Genomic DNA, 14,114 nt, shown 5'->3' on the forward strand with positions numbered 1-14,114 from the left:
TTTATTTCTTTTCCGCCACCGGTTTACGGGCTACACGGATATGAAGTTGTTCCAACTGGGCTCCGTCCACTTCAGAAGGTGCGTTCATGAGCAGATCGGTTGCACTTGCCGTTTTCGGGAAGGCAATGGTTTCACGCAGGTTTGTACGTCCTGCCAGCAGCATAACGAGACGGTCAAGACCAAAGGCGATACCGCCATGTGGTGGAGTTCCGTATTCGAATGCTTCAAGCAGATAACCGAATTTCTCATTGGATACTTCAGGAGAAAGTCCAAGGGCTGCAAACATTTTCTCTTGCACGTCACGTTTGTAGATACGCATTGAACCGCCACCTACTTCATAACCATTCAGAACAAGGTCATAAGCTTGAGCACGAATCGCACCCGGATCTGTATCGAACAGAGCCACATCTTCGTCTTTTGGACGAGTGAACGGGTGATGTTCTGCCACGTAACGTTTCGCATCTTCATCATATCCGAGCAATGGGAAGTCCACAACCCAGGCAAATTTGAATTTGCTGTCATCGATCAGACCAAGTTGACGGCCAATTTTCAAACGCAGTGCACCCAGAACGTCTGCAACCACTTTTTTGTTGTCCGCAGAGAAGAGCAGCAAGTCGCCTTCTTCAGCGCCCGTGCGTTCTTTCACCGCTTCAATCTCTTCCGGTGTAAAGAATTTCACGATTGGGCCTTTGAATTCGCCGTCTTTCACTTGAATCCACGCCAGACCTTTGGCACCGTAACGTGCTGCGAATGGTCCGAGATCGTCGATTTCTTTGCGGCTCCATGTGCCACAGCCTTTGGCATTCAGAACTTTCACTTCTCCACCTTTTTCAATGACAGAAGCAAATACTTTAACACCACTGTTTGCTACGATATCGTTCATTTCCACCAGTTCCATGCCAAAGCGCAGATCCGGTTTGTCTGAACCGTATTTACCCATCGCATCTGCATACGTAATCCGTTGGAATGGCAGCTCAAGCTCAATGCCTTTCGTTTCACGCAGCAATTTGGCCATCAGCTCTTCCATCATTGGCAGCAGGTCATCCTGTTCCAAGAAGGAAGTCTCGATGTCGACTTGTGTGAACTCAGGTTGACGGTCTGCACGCAGATCCTCATCCCGGAAACAGCGGGCGATTTGATAATAACGCTCAAGTCCGCCGACCATCAGCAATTGTTTGTAAATTTGCGGAGACTGCGGCAGGGCGAAGAATTCACCTTCATGCACACGGCTTGGTACGAGATAGTCACGCGCACCTTCCGGGGAGCTCTTCGTAAGAATCGGTGTTTCCACTTCAACAAACTCTTCTCCATCCAGGTAGTCACGGAATACTTTGGACGCTTTGGAACGCAATTTCAATGTTTCGTACATTTCCGGACGACGCAGGTCCAGATAACGATATTTCAAGCGAAGGGACTCATCGACTTCTACACCATCTTCAATGAAGAATGGCGGTGTTTTTGCCGCGTTCAGCACTTCGATTTCCGTAATCTGAACTTCAATTTCACCTGTAGGCAGGTTTTTGTTCACGGTCTCTTCATCACGTTTAACCACTTTGCCCGATACGGCAATAACATATTCACTACGTACCCGGTCAGCAATTTGCAGAGCTTCGCCGGAGTATGCAGGGTTAAATACCACTTGTACAATACCGCTGCGGTCACGCAGATCGATAAACAGTACGCCCCCCAGGTCACGGCGGGTCTGTACCCAGCCGTTCAATGTTACGGTTTCGCCGATGTGTGCGGTCGTTAATGCGCCGCAATGATGACTTCTTTTCATAACCAAACTCCTCATTATGTGAATTTCCGTTCTGTGCAAGTAGGCCAAGACCATTACTTTAACAGCGCGGTTGCGTGAAGACGATATATTGAAAGGCGTTGTACTTACGGGAGCTGTAACATTCTTGGACAAAATCCACATCGAATGGCTTCCAGGCCCCGTAAGGCTGCCGAATCATATAAAAATGAATTTAACTTACTCTGGCTTGTGCGATCTTATTTAGCTCCCTGAATGGTTGCAATCAGCTCTTCCAGTTTTACGGTTTGCTGTTCACCTGTATCCATTGCCTTGAGGGCAATCTCCCCGCGTTCCAGCTCATCATCGCCAAGAATCGCCGTATAACGGGCTTTGTAACGATCTGCTGATTTCATTTGAGCCTTCATCTTGCGCCCCAGATAATCACGTTCACCCGAAAGACCGGACTGACGAAGTTTGAACAACAGACGGTTTACTTCCCGATCTGCTGCTTCTCCAAGAGCAACAAAGTACACATCAAGTGGAGTGAGGGCACTTACATTAATGTTTTGGTGTTCCAGTATCAGTTGAATGCGTTCCAGACCGATACCAAAACCAATCCCCGGTTGATCCGGTCCGCCGATGTCTCCAACGAGGCCGTTATATCTGCCACCGCCGCCTACGGTATCAATAGCACCAATCCCCTGTGCCTTCAATTCAAATGCTGTCATGGTGTAATAATCCAGTCCGCGCACAAGACGCGTGTTCACTTCATAATCTACGCCGAAATCATCCAGGAAACCTTGAACTTTGGCAAAGTGGTTCGTTGCTTCTTCATCCAGGCTATCCAGAATGGAAGGTGCACCGACAAATTTGTCCTGATCTACCTTACAATCGAGGACGCGAAGCGGGTTGCGTTCCATGCGATTTTGGCAATCCTTGCACAAGGTGTCCTTCATCGGTCTCAGGAAGCCCAGCAGCTCTTCACGATAGGCAGCACGGCTTGCCGCATTACCCACCGAGTTCACTTCAACTTTGACATCCTTCAACCCCAGCTCCACACAGAACTGATAACCAAGAGCGATAACCTCTGCATCGATTGCCGGATCTACTGCTCCGAATGCCTCCACCCCGAACTGGTGGAACTGACGCTGGCGTCCTGCTTGCGGACGCTCATAGCGGAACATGGGACCTACATAATAAAGCTTCGTTACGTCTGGCTCCCCATAGAGCTTATTCTCTACAAAAGCACGTACAACGCCAGCGGTTCCTTCCGGACGAAGCGTCATGCTGCGATCGCCCTTGTCCTTGAACGTGTACATTTCTTTTTCAACGATGTCGGTTGTTTCGCCTACCCCTCGCTCAAACAGTGAAGTCTGTTCAAAAATGGGTGTGCGGATCTCCCGATAATTAAAACGGCGGCACAGATCCTTAATTTTCTCTTCGACAAACTGCCACTTCTCCACTACGCCAGGCAGCAGGTCCTGTGTTCCCGTTGGTTTCTGAAAAGCCATCTTTCATCCCTCCAGCTCTATTTTCTCTATATAACAAAAAAATCCCTCGCCCTGTCGCTGTATACAGCAAACAAAGGGACGAGAGATTGTGTTTATACATTCACCCGTGGTACCACCCACATTCCGGAACTCCTGACACTTTCGCCGTTCAGGTGATCATCTGATTATGCAGGACTGCCTTGCTGCAATCCGATCAGACCATCGTTCCGCTCTACGTGTAACGCACGTCCTGCGCAGGCCGGCTAATGGCTATCAGAATCATCTCTGATGTGTTCGCCGTCTGTTCTCGGGGAAGTCATTCGTCCGCTCATCAAGAGAATCCTTACAGCCAAGGGATTCCTCTCTGTTCATGTGGGCACGGAGTACTTGGTCCCGTCATCAAATCAGTAATATAATTCAAGAAAACGAATGATATTGACTAAAGTCAACATATTATTTTCTGATTGTAATGAACCGCAGTACTAAAGTCAAGGGCTAACATCAAAAGACAGCAAAAAAAAGCCTGCACACGGTGTGCAGGCTCAAAGGATATATAAAAAAAGGGGGTCATGCTTGTTATTATAAACGCCCTATGTTAAAGCCTTATGTAACTAATATTACAGTAATATTACAAAAATGATAGCGCTTTAATGATATAAAAGTAAACTAATACAAAAGAGCCCTTGTGATCGCGCTGACACGAAATAAAGTCAGATTTCACAGGGCTCTTCCATGATCTACACGTTAATTCAATTCTTCCACATAGGCATTGTTGGACCGAAGCTTATGAATAATTTCATCATAATCCTCGTCCTGGACTTTGGCAGACAAAACATAATGCAGATCATCATAATCGTCCGAGGAGACGTCTGCCGCTCTGAACAGGTCACCGTCTTCATTCACATTGTCGCGTACATCCCGGTCAGCATTACGATCCACATTACTAACCACTGGAACTACATTCTCACTTGCCGGAACTCCAGGCGCTGTACCTACACCCATGGCTCCATTTGTACCTGCGCCACCCGCCGTATTATAAGGCACCAGCGGTAGCAAGATGCGTTTGTCTCTGCCAATCGCACTGTCCAGCTGTCCTACCTCCAAATGCTCGGTCCGAAACGTCTGAAGTGAAGTTCTAGCACCCTCCGCCTCATCTTCGGTTCGAAAATATGCCTGAATATGCTTTGCCATGTCAAACCCTCCTTTGTCGGAATAAATTACATCATGTATTTTGCAGATTAACTTGATAAACAAGTTAAATCGTTTACCCGTGACCGATTATATGACTTTCAACAGTTCACGAACAAATGCAGGCTCATCAGCTGGTGTTCTCGACGTAATGTAATTGCCGTCCACTACAGCCTCATGATCCTTAAATTCAGCACCCGCATTGACCATATCATCCTTAAGTGGAGGATAGGACGTAATGGTTCGCCCTTTGAGGAGATCAGCGCTGGCCAGAATTTGCGGGCCATGGCAGATGGCTGCGATTGGCTTCTTCGCACTGTTAATCTCCGTTACAAACTTCAGAATGTTCGCATCCGTGCGCAGATTTTCAGGAGAAGATCCCCCTGGAATGACCACAGCGTCGTAATCTGATGCCGACACTTCTGCAATCGCCTTGTCTGAAGTATAGGAGGCCTTGCCGCCTTTACCTTTGAGCGTTTCTCCTGCCTTCAAACCGATGATTTCCACATCGTGTCCGGCTTTTTTCACCTCATCATATGGGACCTGCATTTCCGAATCTTCAAAATCGTTCGCCAATAAAAAAGCAACTTTACTCATAACGTACGTTCTCCTTTCCGTGTTCGAAAAATCTTTTCATATTCGGGTTTTGCAGAATTTTGTAATCTACAAATTCAGTAAATCCATGTACAAACCCTGAACCTCGGCACAATCATGTGCCTCGTGTTGTTATTACCCTAACTGCAGCTGTTTATAACAGCTTAAGCAATCGATCATTGAGTTTATTTCCAACACGGAAACGAAAACATCACATAAAAAAGCCCTGATCCGAGTATCGAATCAAGGCTTTCGGCTTTGCTGCTATACGAGTAAGCTTTCAACATATAAAAATGACTGCCTGCTTACAGCTTTTCTTTCATCATAACTAGGCACGCGGCAGGTGACTCTGTTCCCCCTTGTCCGAATCCTGGGTAGACCAGATCGTAGCCACGCATTCAGAAGCTGCGCGAGCTAATTTCAGTGACTCATACAGATTCCCTGGAATAAGCAGTGGTTCCATACGGGAACGTGTTATCTTGGCAGATTGACGCATAGTGAGAGATACTCCTTTGATCAGCTTATGCTAGTACTAGAACTATCCCTCATTATGGCCTGATCCCGGGTGAATTATGCACGTGCTTCCTAACGGAGAGGGCTCTCCAGCATTAAAGTCACGGGCCCCCAGTTGGTGAAGGACACATCCATCATGGCTCCGAATCTCCCCTTTTCCACCTGAATGCCTTTATCCCTCAATAGTTGATTAAAGGTCTCATATAACACCTCAGCGGCTTCTGGCCGGGCTGCAGCCGCAAAACTCGGGCGTTTCCCTTTGCGACAGTCGCCATATAGAGTAAATTGCGAGACCGAAAGGACTGCGCCACCCACATCCATCAGGCTAAGATTCATCTTTTCCTGATCATCCTCGAAAATGCGAAGTCCTGCCACCTTGTCTGCAAGATAAACTGCATCTTTCTCCGTGTCTTCATGAGTAATACCTACGAGCAGCATGACCCCGGATTCAATTCGTCCCGTTATTTCGTCACCAACTGTAACCTGAGCCTCTTTGCAACGTTGTACAAGCACTCTCATCTGACCGGCTCCTTACTGCATAATCCGATGCACGGAATAGACATCTTTTACCCGTTTGATCCGTTCGACGACAGAATGCAGATGCTCTGTATTGCGGATCAGGATTGTAACGTGCACCAATGCTAATTTATTTTTGTCTGTCCGTCCGGTGACGGCAGATATATTTGTTTTACTTTCGGAAACGGCCTGAAGCACTTCATTGAGCAGTCCATTGCGATCATGTCCGGTAATCTCAATATCGACACTGTAGTTGGCCTCAATATTTTCTTCCCATTCCACCTCAATGACGCGTGCTGCTTCCTCTCCATCCCCGCTTGAAGGAATGTTCGGACAGTCGCTGCGGTGCACGGATACCCCACGACCGCGCGTAACGTAACCGATAATGTCATCACCCGGGACAGGATTACAACAGCGTGCAAAGCGAACGAGCAAGTTATCGATGCCTTTGACACGAATGCCGTTGGTAGGACGATTCTTGCGTTCAGGTGCAGGCTTCAGCTCCCGCATTTCGGAATTCAATTCGAGCAGGCTCGACTCTTCCTGTTCCTTGCGCAATTTCTCGGTTGCTTTGGTCACGATCTGTGCAGCAGTAATACCACCGAATCCAACCGCTGCAAGCATATCATCAATATCGTTAAACGCATATTTTTTGCATGCTTCCATCAATTTGTCATCCGTCATCCACGCAGAAGGATCAAGCCCCATACGTTTCAGCTCGCGCTCACAGCTTTCGCGGCCTTTTTCAACGTTTTCTTCGCGGCGTTCCTTCTTGAACCACTGCTTGATCTTGGCCCTCGCATGGGATGATTTCGCAATTTTGAGCCAATCCTGACTTGGACCATATGAATGTTTGGACGTAAGTATCTCAATGATATCTCCAGTCTTCAGATGGTAGTCAAGTGGCACGATGCGACCGTTGACTTTGGCACCAATCGTACGGTTACCCACTTCGGTATGAATTCTGTACGCAAAATCGAGCGGCACGGAACCTGTAGGCAACTCAATGACTTCACCTTTTGGCGTAAATACAAATACCAAATCAGAGAAGAAATCCATCTTAAGGGATTCGACAAATTCAGATGCATCCTGCGCTTCATTTTGAAGCTCAAGAATTTCCCGGAAAAACGTAATTTTATCTTCAAAATTATTTCCGGTTGCTGCACCTTCCTTATAGGCCCAGTGGGCCGCAATCCCGAATTCGGCAGTACGGTGCATATCCCATGTCCGAATCTGAACTTCAGTCGGTTCCCCATTCGGGCCAACCACCGTTGTATGGAGCGATTGGTACATGTTAGCCTTAGGCATTGCAATGTAATCCTTGAAACGACCAGGCATTGGTTTCCATAATGTGTGTATAATGCCGAGGGTAGCATAACAATCTTTGATATTATCCACAATAATACGAATCGCAAGCAGATCGTAGATTTCGTTAAACTGCTTGTTCTTCGTTGTCATTTTTTTGAACACACTGTAAATGTGTTTCGGACGACCAGACAGATCTGCCTGAATTCCCATCTCATCAAGCTTGGTCGTGATTCCATCCATCACCGTATCGATATACTGCTCACGTTCTGCACGCTTCTTGTGCATCAGATTTGCAATACGGTAGTATTGCTGCGGATTCAAATAACGGAGAGCAATGTCCTCCATTTCCCATTTGATCGCAGAGATACCCAAACGGTTGGCAATGGGACAGAAAATCTCCAGCGTCTCATAAGAAATCCTGCGCTGGCTTTCTTCCGATTGGAATTTGAGTGTCCGCATATTGTGCAGGCGGTCAGCCAATTTGATAACGATGACACGGATGTCCTGCGCCATGGCGATGAACATTTTACGATAGTTTTCGTTCTGCTGCTCTTCCTTGGAGCGGAACTGAATACGTTCCAGCTTCGTCAAGCCGTCAACAAGCATGGCACACGTATTGCCGAAGTGATTGCGGATTTCTTCAAGCGATACCGTAGTATCTTCTACAACATCATGAAGAAGCGCTGCAATAATGGAGATGGTGTCCATCTGCATGTTCACAACAATGTCGGCAACCGCAAGCGGATGCAGGATATACGGTTCTCCCGATTTACGCGTCTGTCCATGGTGGGCCTGATCAGCAAATTCGTAAGCTTCACGTATGCGCACCAGATCGGGTTCTTTGATATAAGCTCCGGCCTTCTCGAGTAATTGCTCTATGCCCATTCTGATCTGTTCCGTGTCCTTTCTATACAAAATGGAACCCGTGACAAATGCATCAACACAGGTTCCCCGTAAAAGTAATTTCCTATAATTATGACGCTTCGCCCGTTTCCCGTCAACTGCTGGCGAATAAGAGCGTATATCCAATTTTTTAAAAGAATTTATGACTGGCCCATCCATATCTCCATAATCCGCTTAACGGGATTAAACCGTGCCTTTATCTTAAATATTATGGCCATTTATATTCGAAATAGAATCAATATTTGCTAAAAAACGTACATTCGAAGCCAAATCGCAAAAAATGTTATTGCTTAATTAAGAGAAACTCTGTAATCTATTGAAGATTTGTGTTTCGGAAAAGGAGATGAATGTTCATTGCAACGCGAAATTCAGGTTAATCAGAAGATGCCACTAGGATCTGGCTCCCTGCTCAGTCTGCAGCATTTGTTTGCCATGTTTGGCAGCACGGTGCTTGTACCCAACCTGTTCGGGGTTGATCCAAGCATGATCCTGTTGATGAACGGTATCGGAACATTGCTTTACATATTAATGTGCAAAGGCAAAATACCAGCATACCTGGGTTCCAGTTTTGCTTTTATTGCGCCCGTTACAGTTGTTATAGAATCGCATCCGGGTAACGGCTACTCCATGGCTCTCGGAGCATTTATTATAACAGGCATTGTATTCTGTCTTGTCGCTCTTATCATCAAATATGCCGGGACAGGCTGGATTAATGTTGTGTTCCCTCCAGCAGTCATGGGAGCCATCGTAGCCCTGATCGGTTTGGAACTCGTGCCCGTTGCAGCCGGCATGGCTGGGCTGATCAATTCTGACCCTGTGAACAACCCCAACTGGGTTCCTCAGGCCAAGCCCATTATTTTATCCATGGTAACTCTCGGTATCACTGTTATCGGAGCCGTAACCTTCCGTGGATTCCCCAAAATCATTCACATTCTGATCGGTATTGTATCCGGATATGTCCTTGGGTACTTTATGGATGCAGTCGAAACGGAAAAGATTGCGAGTGCTAATTTGATTTCCATGCCAACAGTTACGACGCCTACGTTTGACTGGTCCGTTATCTTCACTATTTTGCCCGTAGCTCTCGTTGTTATTGTAGAGCACATCGGACATTTGCTTGTAACCAGCAGCATTGTAGGCAAGGATCTCTCCAAAGACCCTGGTCTCCATCGTTCCCTGCTCGGAAACGGAGTTTCCACTATACTTTCCGGTTTTGTTGGATCTACGCCGAATACAACCTATGGTGAAAATATCGGTGTTATGGCACTTACAAGAGTCTATTCCACCTACGTTATTGGTGGAGCAGCCATCATTGCGATCGTGCTCTCCTTCTCAGGAACATTCTCGGCGCTTGTTGCTAACATTCCGGTACCTGTTATGGGTGGAGTATCTCTGCTTCTGTTCGGGGTCATTGCCGCATCCGGTCTGCGTATCCTCGTTGAGCAAAAGGTGGACTTTGCGAAGCCAACCAACCTGCTCCTGACAACGCTTGTGCTTGTCATCGGACTCAGCGGAACTCAAGTATCCATTTACGGAGTACAATTGAAAGGAATGGCACTGGCTACCATTGTCGGTATCCTGCTGAGCCTGTTGTTCAAATTGTTCGAAGTACTCGGATGGTCTAATGACCAATCGGAAAAACAACCCCTGACTGAGAAAACCCCCGACTAATGTCCTTGGTCGGATCGTAATCATCCGCATTCGGGATTACCTACAAAAATAGATACCAAAAAGCCTGCTTTCTCAATTCTTAGGAAATGAGAAAACAGGCTTTTTAATAATCATTAATGCTGTATATTATTTCCCGGGAAACGGGAGATGCACTTTAAAATGATAAGACAGCACGCATGCAGGGATCTTAGTAGTTCATCAACGTAAATACATCGATCTCCGGCAATTTGGCACGTCCATTCAGGTCAGACAGCTCAATCAGGAATGCTGCACCTACAACTTTGCCTCCCAATTGTTCAATCAGGTTAACGGAAGTTGCAATCGTTCCACCCGTTGCCAGCAAATCGTCAGCAATCAGGACATTTTGTCCTTTTTCGATTGCATCGGTATGCATCGCAAGTGTATCCTTGCCATATTCGAGATCATAACCTACTTCAATCGTCTCTCCAGGCAGTTTTCCACTTTTGCGAATCGGAGCAAAGCCGACACCAAGAGCGTATGCCAGAGGGGCGCCCACAACGAAACCACGTGCTTCAGGTCCAGCAATGACATCAATTTTGAGATCAGAAACCATTACTTTCAGCTCATTGATTGCCTTGCGGTACATTTCTCCATCCTTCAACAATGTCGTAATGTCCTTGAAGCTGATTCCCGGTTGTGGAAAGTCAGGAATGACACGAATATACTCTTTAAAATCCAAAATAATCTCCTCCTAAAATAAATACACAACTTCCATCTAAGATACGCCCTTCATCCGGGATATCATCCATTGTGTCAGCTGCGGTGTAGATGCATCCAGCAGTACCTGTTCTGTCTCGGCCATATTTTCCAGTGCCTGATAATGACGGGACGAGGCCAGATCGCGTTTGGGCGGGTTATCCACAAACGATATTTTGCCATCCTTGCGGGTGATGAACGATAACTCTTCAAACACATCCAGCATCATGGTAATCATACGCGGCGAACATCCACACTGACGACTGAGCACAGGAGTCATCTCTTGTTCCTCTACCGGTTCAGCTCTCCATTTCGACACCAGCATATAAATACGCTTAAAGAGGTCTCTGGAAGGCATCTGAAGGCGATCTCGGCGGTTGCCTGATCCGTGCAGAAGGATGATATTCTCGGCTCCGCTGAACATGGTCAGCATGGCATCAAGTTGTTCCGGGGTTTCCGGCGTATCAAACACAAATAACGTCCGGACCTGTTCCTGTCCATAATGCTGTGCAGCAGCATTATGCGGAAATAACCCGACCTTTCTATCATATACCCAAAGGCACGGTTCATACAATGAATTTCCCTCAGAAACATCGATATCCTTCCGGACAATCGCACCTATTGAGCCAGATGTATACCTTAAATGCACTTCAAGTGAACCAAGAAACTGTTTCATCGCGTTTAGTGGATCAGCATTCCCACGCAGATCGAAGACTTGCGCGTGTGGAACATGAATGTCCTGAAGCATCAATTGCGGTTTGCGCATCCCGTTCCATTCATTGATGGACAATTCGCCCATTACATCAATAAGAGTTCCCACAGGTAAAAATTCGGCTAAAGCTCCCTTGCCAAAGGCAACCGTTTCGAGCTGCTGCCCGTCTTGTTCGAGAACCAGTTTCAGATGCCGTTTCTCCCGGCCCATCGTTCGTGTTTCTTTTACCATGACATTCCTCAAAACAAAACGAGGCGAAGGATTGCTCATGCCGAAAGGTTGAAGTCTGTCGATTTCCTGAATGACTTTCAGCGGCACGTCACTAATTCTACACTCGTCGTCTGCCAGTCGCTCAGGCATAAAATCCGCTTCCGTCAGAACGGAGGCTGCAAACTCATTCAACCCTGACTCCAGCTCTTCCAGCTGATCCCGATGAAGGGTCATGCCTGCAGCTGCCGGATGTCCACCATAGTGGTCCATTGTATGTTTACAAGCGGTGAGTGCCTCATAGATATCCAGGCCATCAATGGAGCGGGCAGAGCCTTTGCATACACCCGTCTCGGGGTCTATTCCCAAGATGAGCGTCGGACGATAATAGCGTTCCAGTATTTTGGAGGCTACGATGCCCACAACCCCCACATTCCAGCCTTCACCCGCGAGAACAATCACATCGGGAACTTTGCCGGAACGAAGCTGAATTTTTTGCTCCAACTGCGCGCTGGCTTCCTGGACAATGCCCTCAACGACCTGCTGCCGTTCCCGATTTAACAAATCGAGTTGACCTGCAAGCATATGAGCCTCATCCAGATTCTCGGTTGTAAGAAGCGAAACAGCTCTTCCTGCATGATCCAAACGACCACTGGCATTAATGCGGGGAGCCATTGCAAAGGCAATATTAACCGAGGTGACCTGGCTTTGATCCACGCCGCTAATTTCAAGCAGCGCACTTACACCTGGAAGACGTGATCCCCGCATGGACTCAACGCCATAACTGACAATAACCCGGTTCTCTCCTTCAAGCGGCATGAGATCGGCGACGGTGCCAATGGCAGCAATCTCCATCCATTCACCAGGCACCTCACCGATCAGGGCTTGGGCCAGTTTCAAGGCTACTCCCGCGCCGGCCAAGCCTTTGAAAGGATAGGGACAATCGGGAAGTTTGGGATTAATCAAAGCAAACGCTTCTGGAAGAGTCTCAGGCGGTTCATGGTGATCCGTTACGATGACTTCCATTCCAAGTGTTGCCGCATATGCAATTTGTTCCACCGCACTGATTCCTGTATCGACCGTAATAATTAGAGTAACCCCTTGCTGATGGGCCCAGTCCAGCGCATGATTGTGCAATCCATAGCCTTCATTGGACCGATGAGGGATGTAGATATCATAGGATGCCCCAAGATGCCGCATTAAATGGATCATTAACGAAGTACTGGACACACCATCTGCATCGTAATCTCCATAAATTAAAATATGTTCACCACGCTCCAGCGCAAGCCGGATACGGGGGACAGCTTCATTCATGCCCCGTAGCAGATAAGGATCATGCATCTGCCCCAGATCCGGATGAAGAAACCGCTCTGCCTCAGTTTCATTATGGACTCCCCGGCTAACCAGCAAACGTCCAACAAGTGCTGAAACGGAAAGCGCCTGCGAGAGTCCCGCAGCCGCCTCCAAATCGATATTCGGTGTGTTCCACCGGTATTGCGAATAAAGCAATGATAACGCTCCTTTCCTGATCTACGGGACCCGCGCTTCATTACTGAATTAATGTCGCTTCATGATCGGGCAGTTCATGATTGGATTTGTATGGATATCCCGGATCATAAGGGATAGCCTGGATCTGTACTTCTTTTACATGACTAAACCGGGTTAACAGCAAGGTCTTGGCCCGATTAGCTATTTCCTGTGCTTCCAGCACCGAAATTCTCGGATTCACACTAATGACCAGTTCAACGGTTACAGCATGTTCCTGTTCCCGAGCAGTCAGATGCTCAATCGTAATAACACCATAAACCCGTTGTACCGTTTCCTTGAAATCCATGGCCTCTTCCTGTTCCAGTTCCTGAACAAGCGAGCCATAGACGGTGTCTACAATCATACGGTAACCCTTATGAAGCACGAAGCAGGAAGCAATAAGTGCAGCCGCTGGGTCCATATACAGCAGAACATGAATCCCCATCGTTTCACCAGCCATAGAACCTGCAATGCCTACGAGTACGGTGAGAGAACAATAGAGCGCACGGCGATGTTCCTGAGCATAGGACAGTGCCTGCGACTGATTCCGCCTGCGGTAATATCGATATTGAAATTGAAAAATAGCTTCTTTCACAGCAAGTGCAGCAAAAGCTGCAATAAGTGCATGATCGTATTTTGCCGATTCGCCAGGCTCATCCCCGGTCAATCCGGTCAGAGCAGAGATTGCAATCTGAAGGCCTCCCATAAGGATCAGGACGGACAGTAGCACCGTAATCCCGGGCCTCGCCATGCGCGAATGCTCTCTGGCCTTTTCCCTGCGAGCTTTGTTCCTATCCTGTACAGACTTCGAGGGGAAGAGACCTGCCAGTGAGGAAGCAGCTTCCGAGGCAGAATACAGACCATCGGCAAGCAGCGATTTGCTGTTCGCCATATAACCGACGCCAGCCTTAATCACTGCAAGTGTCATATTCCCGGCAATACCACTCCACGTTGCCGCTTGAGCAGCTGGAATACGTTCTCTGGTCATGGAAATTCCCCCTTAATCCTGTACGTAAAGTTGCAAAACCGC

Annotated in this window: 11 protein-coding genes; 1 reads left to right on the forward strand and 10 read right to left on the reverse strand. The window is 47.5% G+C overall.

Annotated features, from left to right (window positions below; translation table 11 throughout):
* Position 1 precedes the first annotated feature (1 nt).
* The 7 genes from aspS to MHB82_RS23675 all read right to left on the reverse strand — a co-directional run bounded on the left by aspS (position 2) and on the right by MHB82_RS23675 (position 8,232).
* Positions 2 to 1,780 carry an aspartate--tRNA ligase gene (gene aspS / locus MHB82_RS23645; RefSeq protein WP_095289507.1) on the reverse strand — a complete coding sequence of 593 codons (1,779 nt, stop codon included), beginning with the start codon at positions 1,778 to 1,780 and terminating at the stop codon, positions 2 to 4.
* 215 nt (positions 1,781 to 1,995) lie between these two features.
* Complete coding sequence (hisS, locus tag MHB82_RS23650) at positions 1,996 to 3,249, reverse strand: histidine--tRNA ligase (RefSeq protein WP_095359796.1); 1,254 nt, start codon at positions 3,247 to 3,249, stop codon at positions 1,996 to 1,998.
* A 723-nt stretch (positions 3,250 to 3,972) separates the two neighbouring features.
* Positions 3,973 to 4,419 carry a hypothetical protein gene (locus tag MHB82_RS23655; protein ID WP_341176012.1) on the reverse strand — a complete coding sequence of 149 codons (447 nt, stop codon included), beginning with the start codon at positions 4,417 to 4,419 and terminating at the stop codon, positions 3,973 to 3,975.
* Positions 4,420 to 4,506: 87 nt separating this feature from the next.
* Positions 4,507 to 5,013 (reverse strand): type 1 glutamine amidotransferase domain-containing protein, encoded by a 507-nt coding sequence (locus tag MHB82_RS23660; RefSeq protein ID WP_095289487.1) that lies wholly within the window; start codon positions 5,011 to 5,013, stop codon positions 4,507 to 4,509.
* Between the two features lie 325 nt (positions 5,014 to 5,338).
* The gene (locus tag MHB82_RS23665; protein ID WP_153979744.1) at positions 5,339 to 5,506 is read right to left on the reverse strand and encodes a hypothetical protein; all 168 of its coding nucleotides are present in this window, start codon (positions 5,504 to 5,506) and stop codon (positions 5,339 to 5,341) included.
* A gap of 89 nt (positions 5,507 to 5,595) precedes the next feature.
* Positions 5,596 to 6,042, reverse strand: a complete 447-nt coding sequence (dtd, locus tag MHB82_RS23670) for a D-aminoacyl-tRNA deacylase (RefSeq protein WP_341176013.1) — start codon at positions 6,040 to 6,042, stop codon at positions 5,596 to 5,598.
* Positions 6,043 to 6,054: 12 nt separating this feature from the next.
* Entirely contained in the window at positions 6,055 to 8,232 is a 2,178-nt protein-coding gene (locus MHB82_RS23675) for a RelA/SpoT family protein (RefSeq protein WP_110822934.1), read from the reverse strand.
* A 372-nt stretch (positions 8,233 to 8,604) separates the two neighbouring features.
* Here MHB82_RS23675 and uraA point away from each other — a divergent pair, with 372 nt between their 5' ends.
* Positions 8,605 to 9,921, forward strand: a complete 1,317-nt coding sequence (uraA, locus tag MHB82_RS23680) for a uracil permease (RefSeq protein ID WP_110822910.1) — start codon at positions 8,605 to 8,607, stop codon at positions 9,919 to 9,921.
* A gap of 187 nt (positions 9,922 to 10,108) precedes the next feature.
* Here the strand turns inward: uraA and MHB82_RS23685 are convergent, their stop codons facing one another.
* Genes MHB82_RS23685 through MHB82_RS23695 form a run of 3 tightly spaced genes read right to left on the reverse strand, consistent with a single transcriptional unit; the run spans position 10,109 to position 14,072 of the window.
* Positions 10,109 to 10,621: an adenine phosphoribosyltransferase gene (locus tag MHB82_RS23685; protein ID WP_095289483.1), complete on the reverse strand. Its 513-nt coding sequence runs from the start codon at positions 10,619 to 10,621 to the stop codon at positions 10,109 to 10,111.
* Positions 10,622 to 10,657: 36 nt separating this feature from the next.
* Positions 10,658 to 13,066, reverse strand: a complete 2,409-nt coding sequence (recJ, locus tag MHB82_RS23690; protein ID WP_341176014.1) for a single-stranded-DNA-specific exonuclease RecJ — start codon at positions 13,064 to 13,066, stop codon at positions 10,658 to 10,660.
* 40 nt (positions 13,067 to 13,106) lie between these two features.
* Entirely contained in the window at positions 13,107 to 14,072 is a 966-nt protein-coding gene (locus tag MHB82_RS23695) for a cation diffusion facilitator family transporter (protein WP_095289481.1), read from the reverse strand.
* Positions 14,073 to 14,114 lie beyond the last annotated feature (42 nt).

Source organism: Paenibacillus sp. FSL K6-2862, assembly GCF_038005125.1.
In the GTDB taxonomy this organism is placed as follows: domain Bacteria; phylum Bacillota; class Bacilli; order Paenibacillales; family Paenibacillaceae; genus Paenibacillus; species Paenibacillus illinoisensis_A.

Bases quoted from the DNA above. Each gene is read 5' to 3' on its own strand.
- aspS (WP_095289507.1), bottom strand. From the start codon at position 1,780: ATGAAAAGAAGTCATCATTGCGGCGCATTAACGACCGCACACATCGGC.
- hisS (WP_095359796.1), bottom strand. From the start codon at position 3,249: ATGGCTTTTCAGAAACCAACGGGAACACAGGACCTGCTGCCTGGCGTA.
- MHB82_RS23655 (WP_341176012.1), bottom strand. From the start codon at position 4,419: ATGGCAAAGCATATTCAGGCATATTTTCGAACCGAAGATGAGGCGGAG.
- MHB82_RS23660 (WP_095289487.1), bottom strand. From the start codon at position 5,013: ATGAGTAAAGTTGCTTTTTTATTGGCGAACGATTTTGAAGATTCGGAA.
- MHB82_RS23665 (WP_153979744.1), bottom strand. From the start codon at position 5,506: ATGCGTCAATCTGCCAAGATAACACGTTCCCGTATGGAACCACTGCTT.
- dtd (WP_341176013.1), bottom strand. From the start codon at position 6,042: ATGAGAGTGCTTGTACAACGTTGCAAAGAGGCTCAGGTTACAGTTGGT.
- MHB82_RS23675 (WP_110822934.1), bottom strand. From the start codon at position 8,232: ATGGGCATAGAGCAATTACTCGAGAAGGCCGGAGCTTATATCAAAGAA.
- MHB82_RS23695 (WP_095289481.1), bottom strand. From the start codon at position 14,072: ATGACCAGAGAACGTATTCCAGCTGCTCAAGCGGCAACGTGGAGTGGT.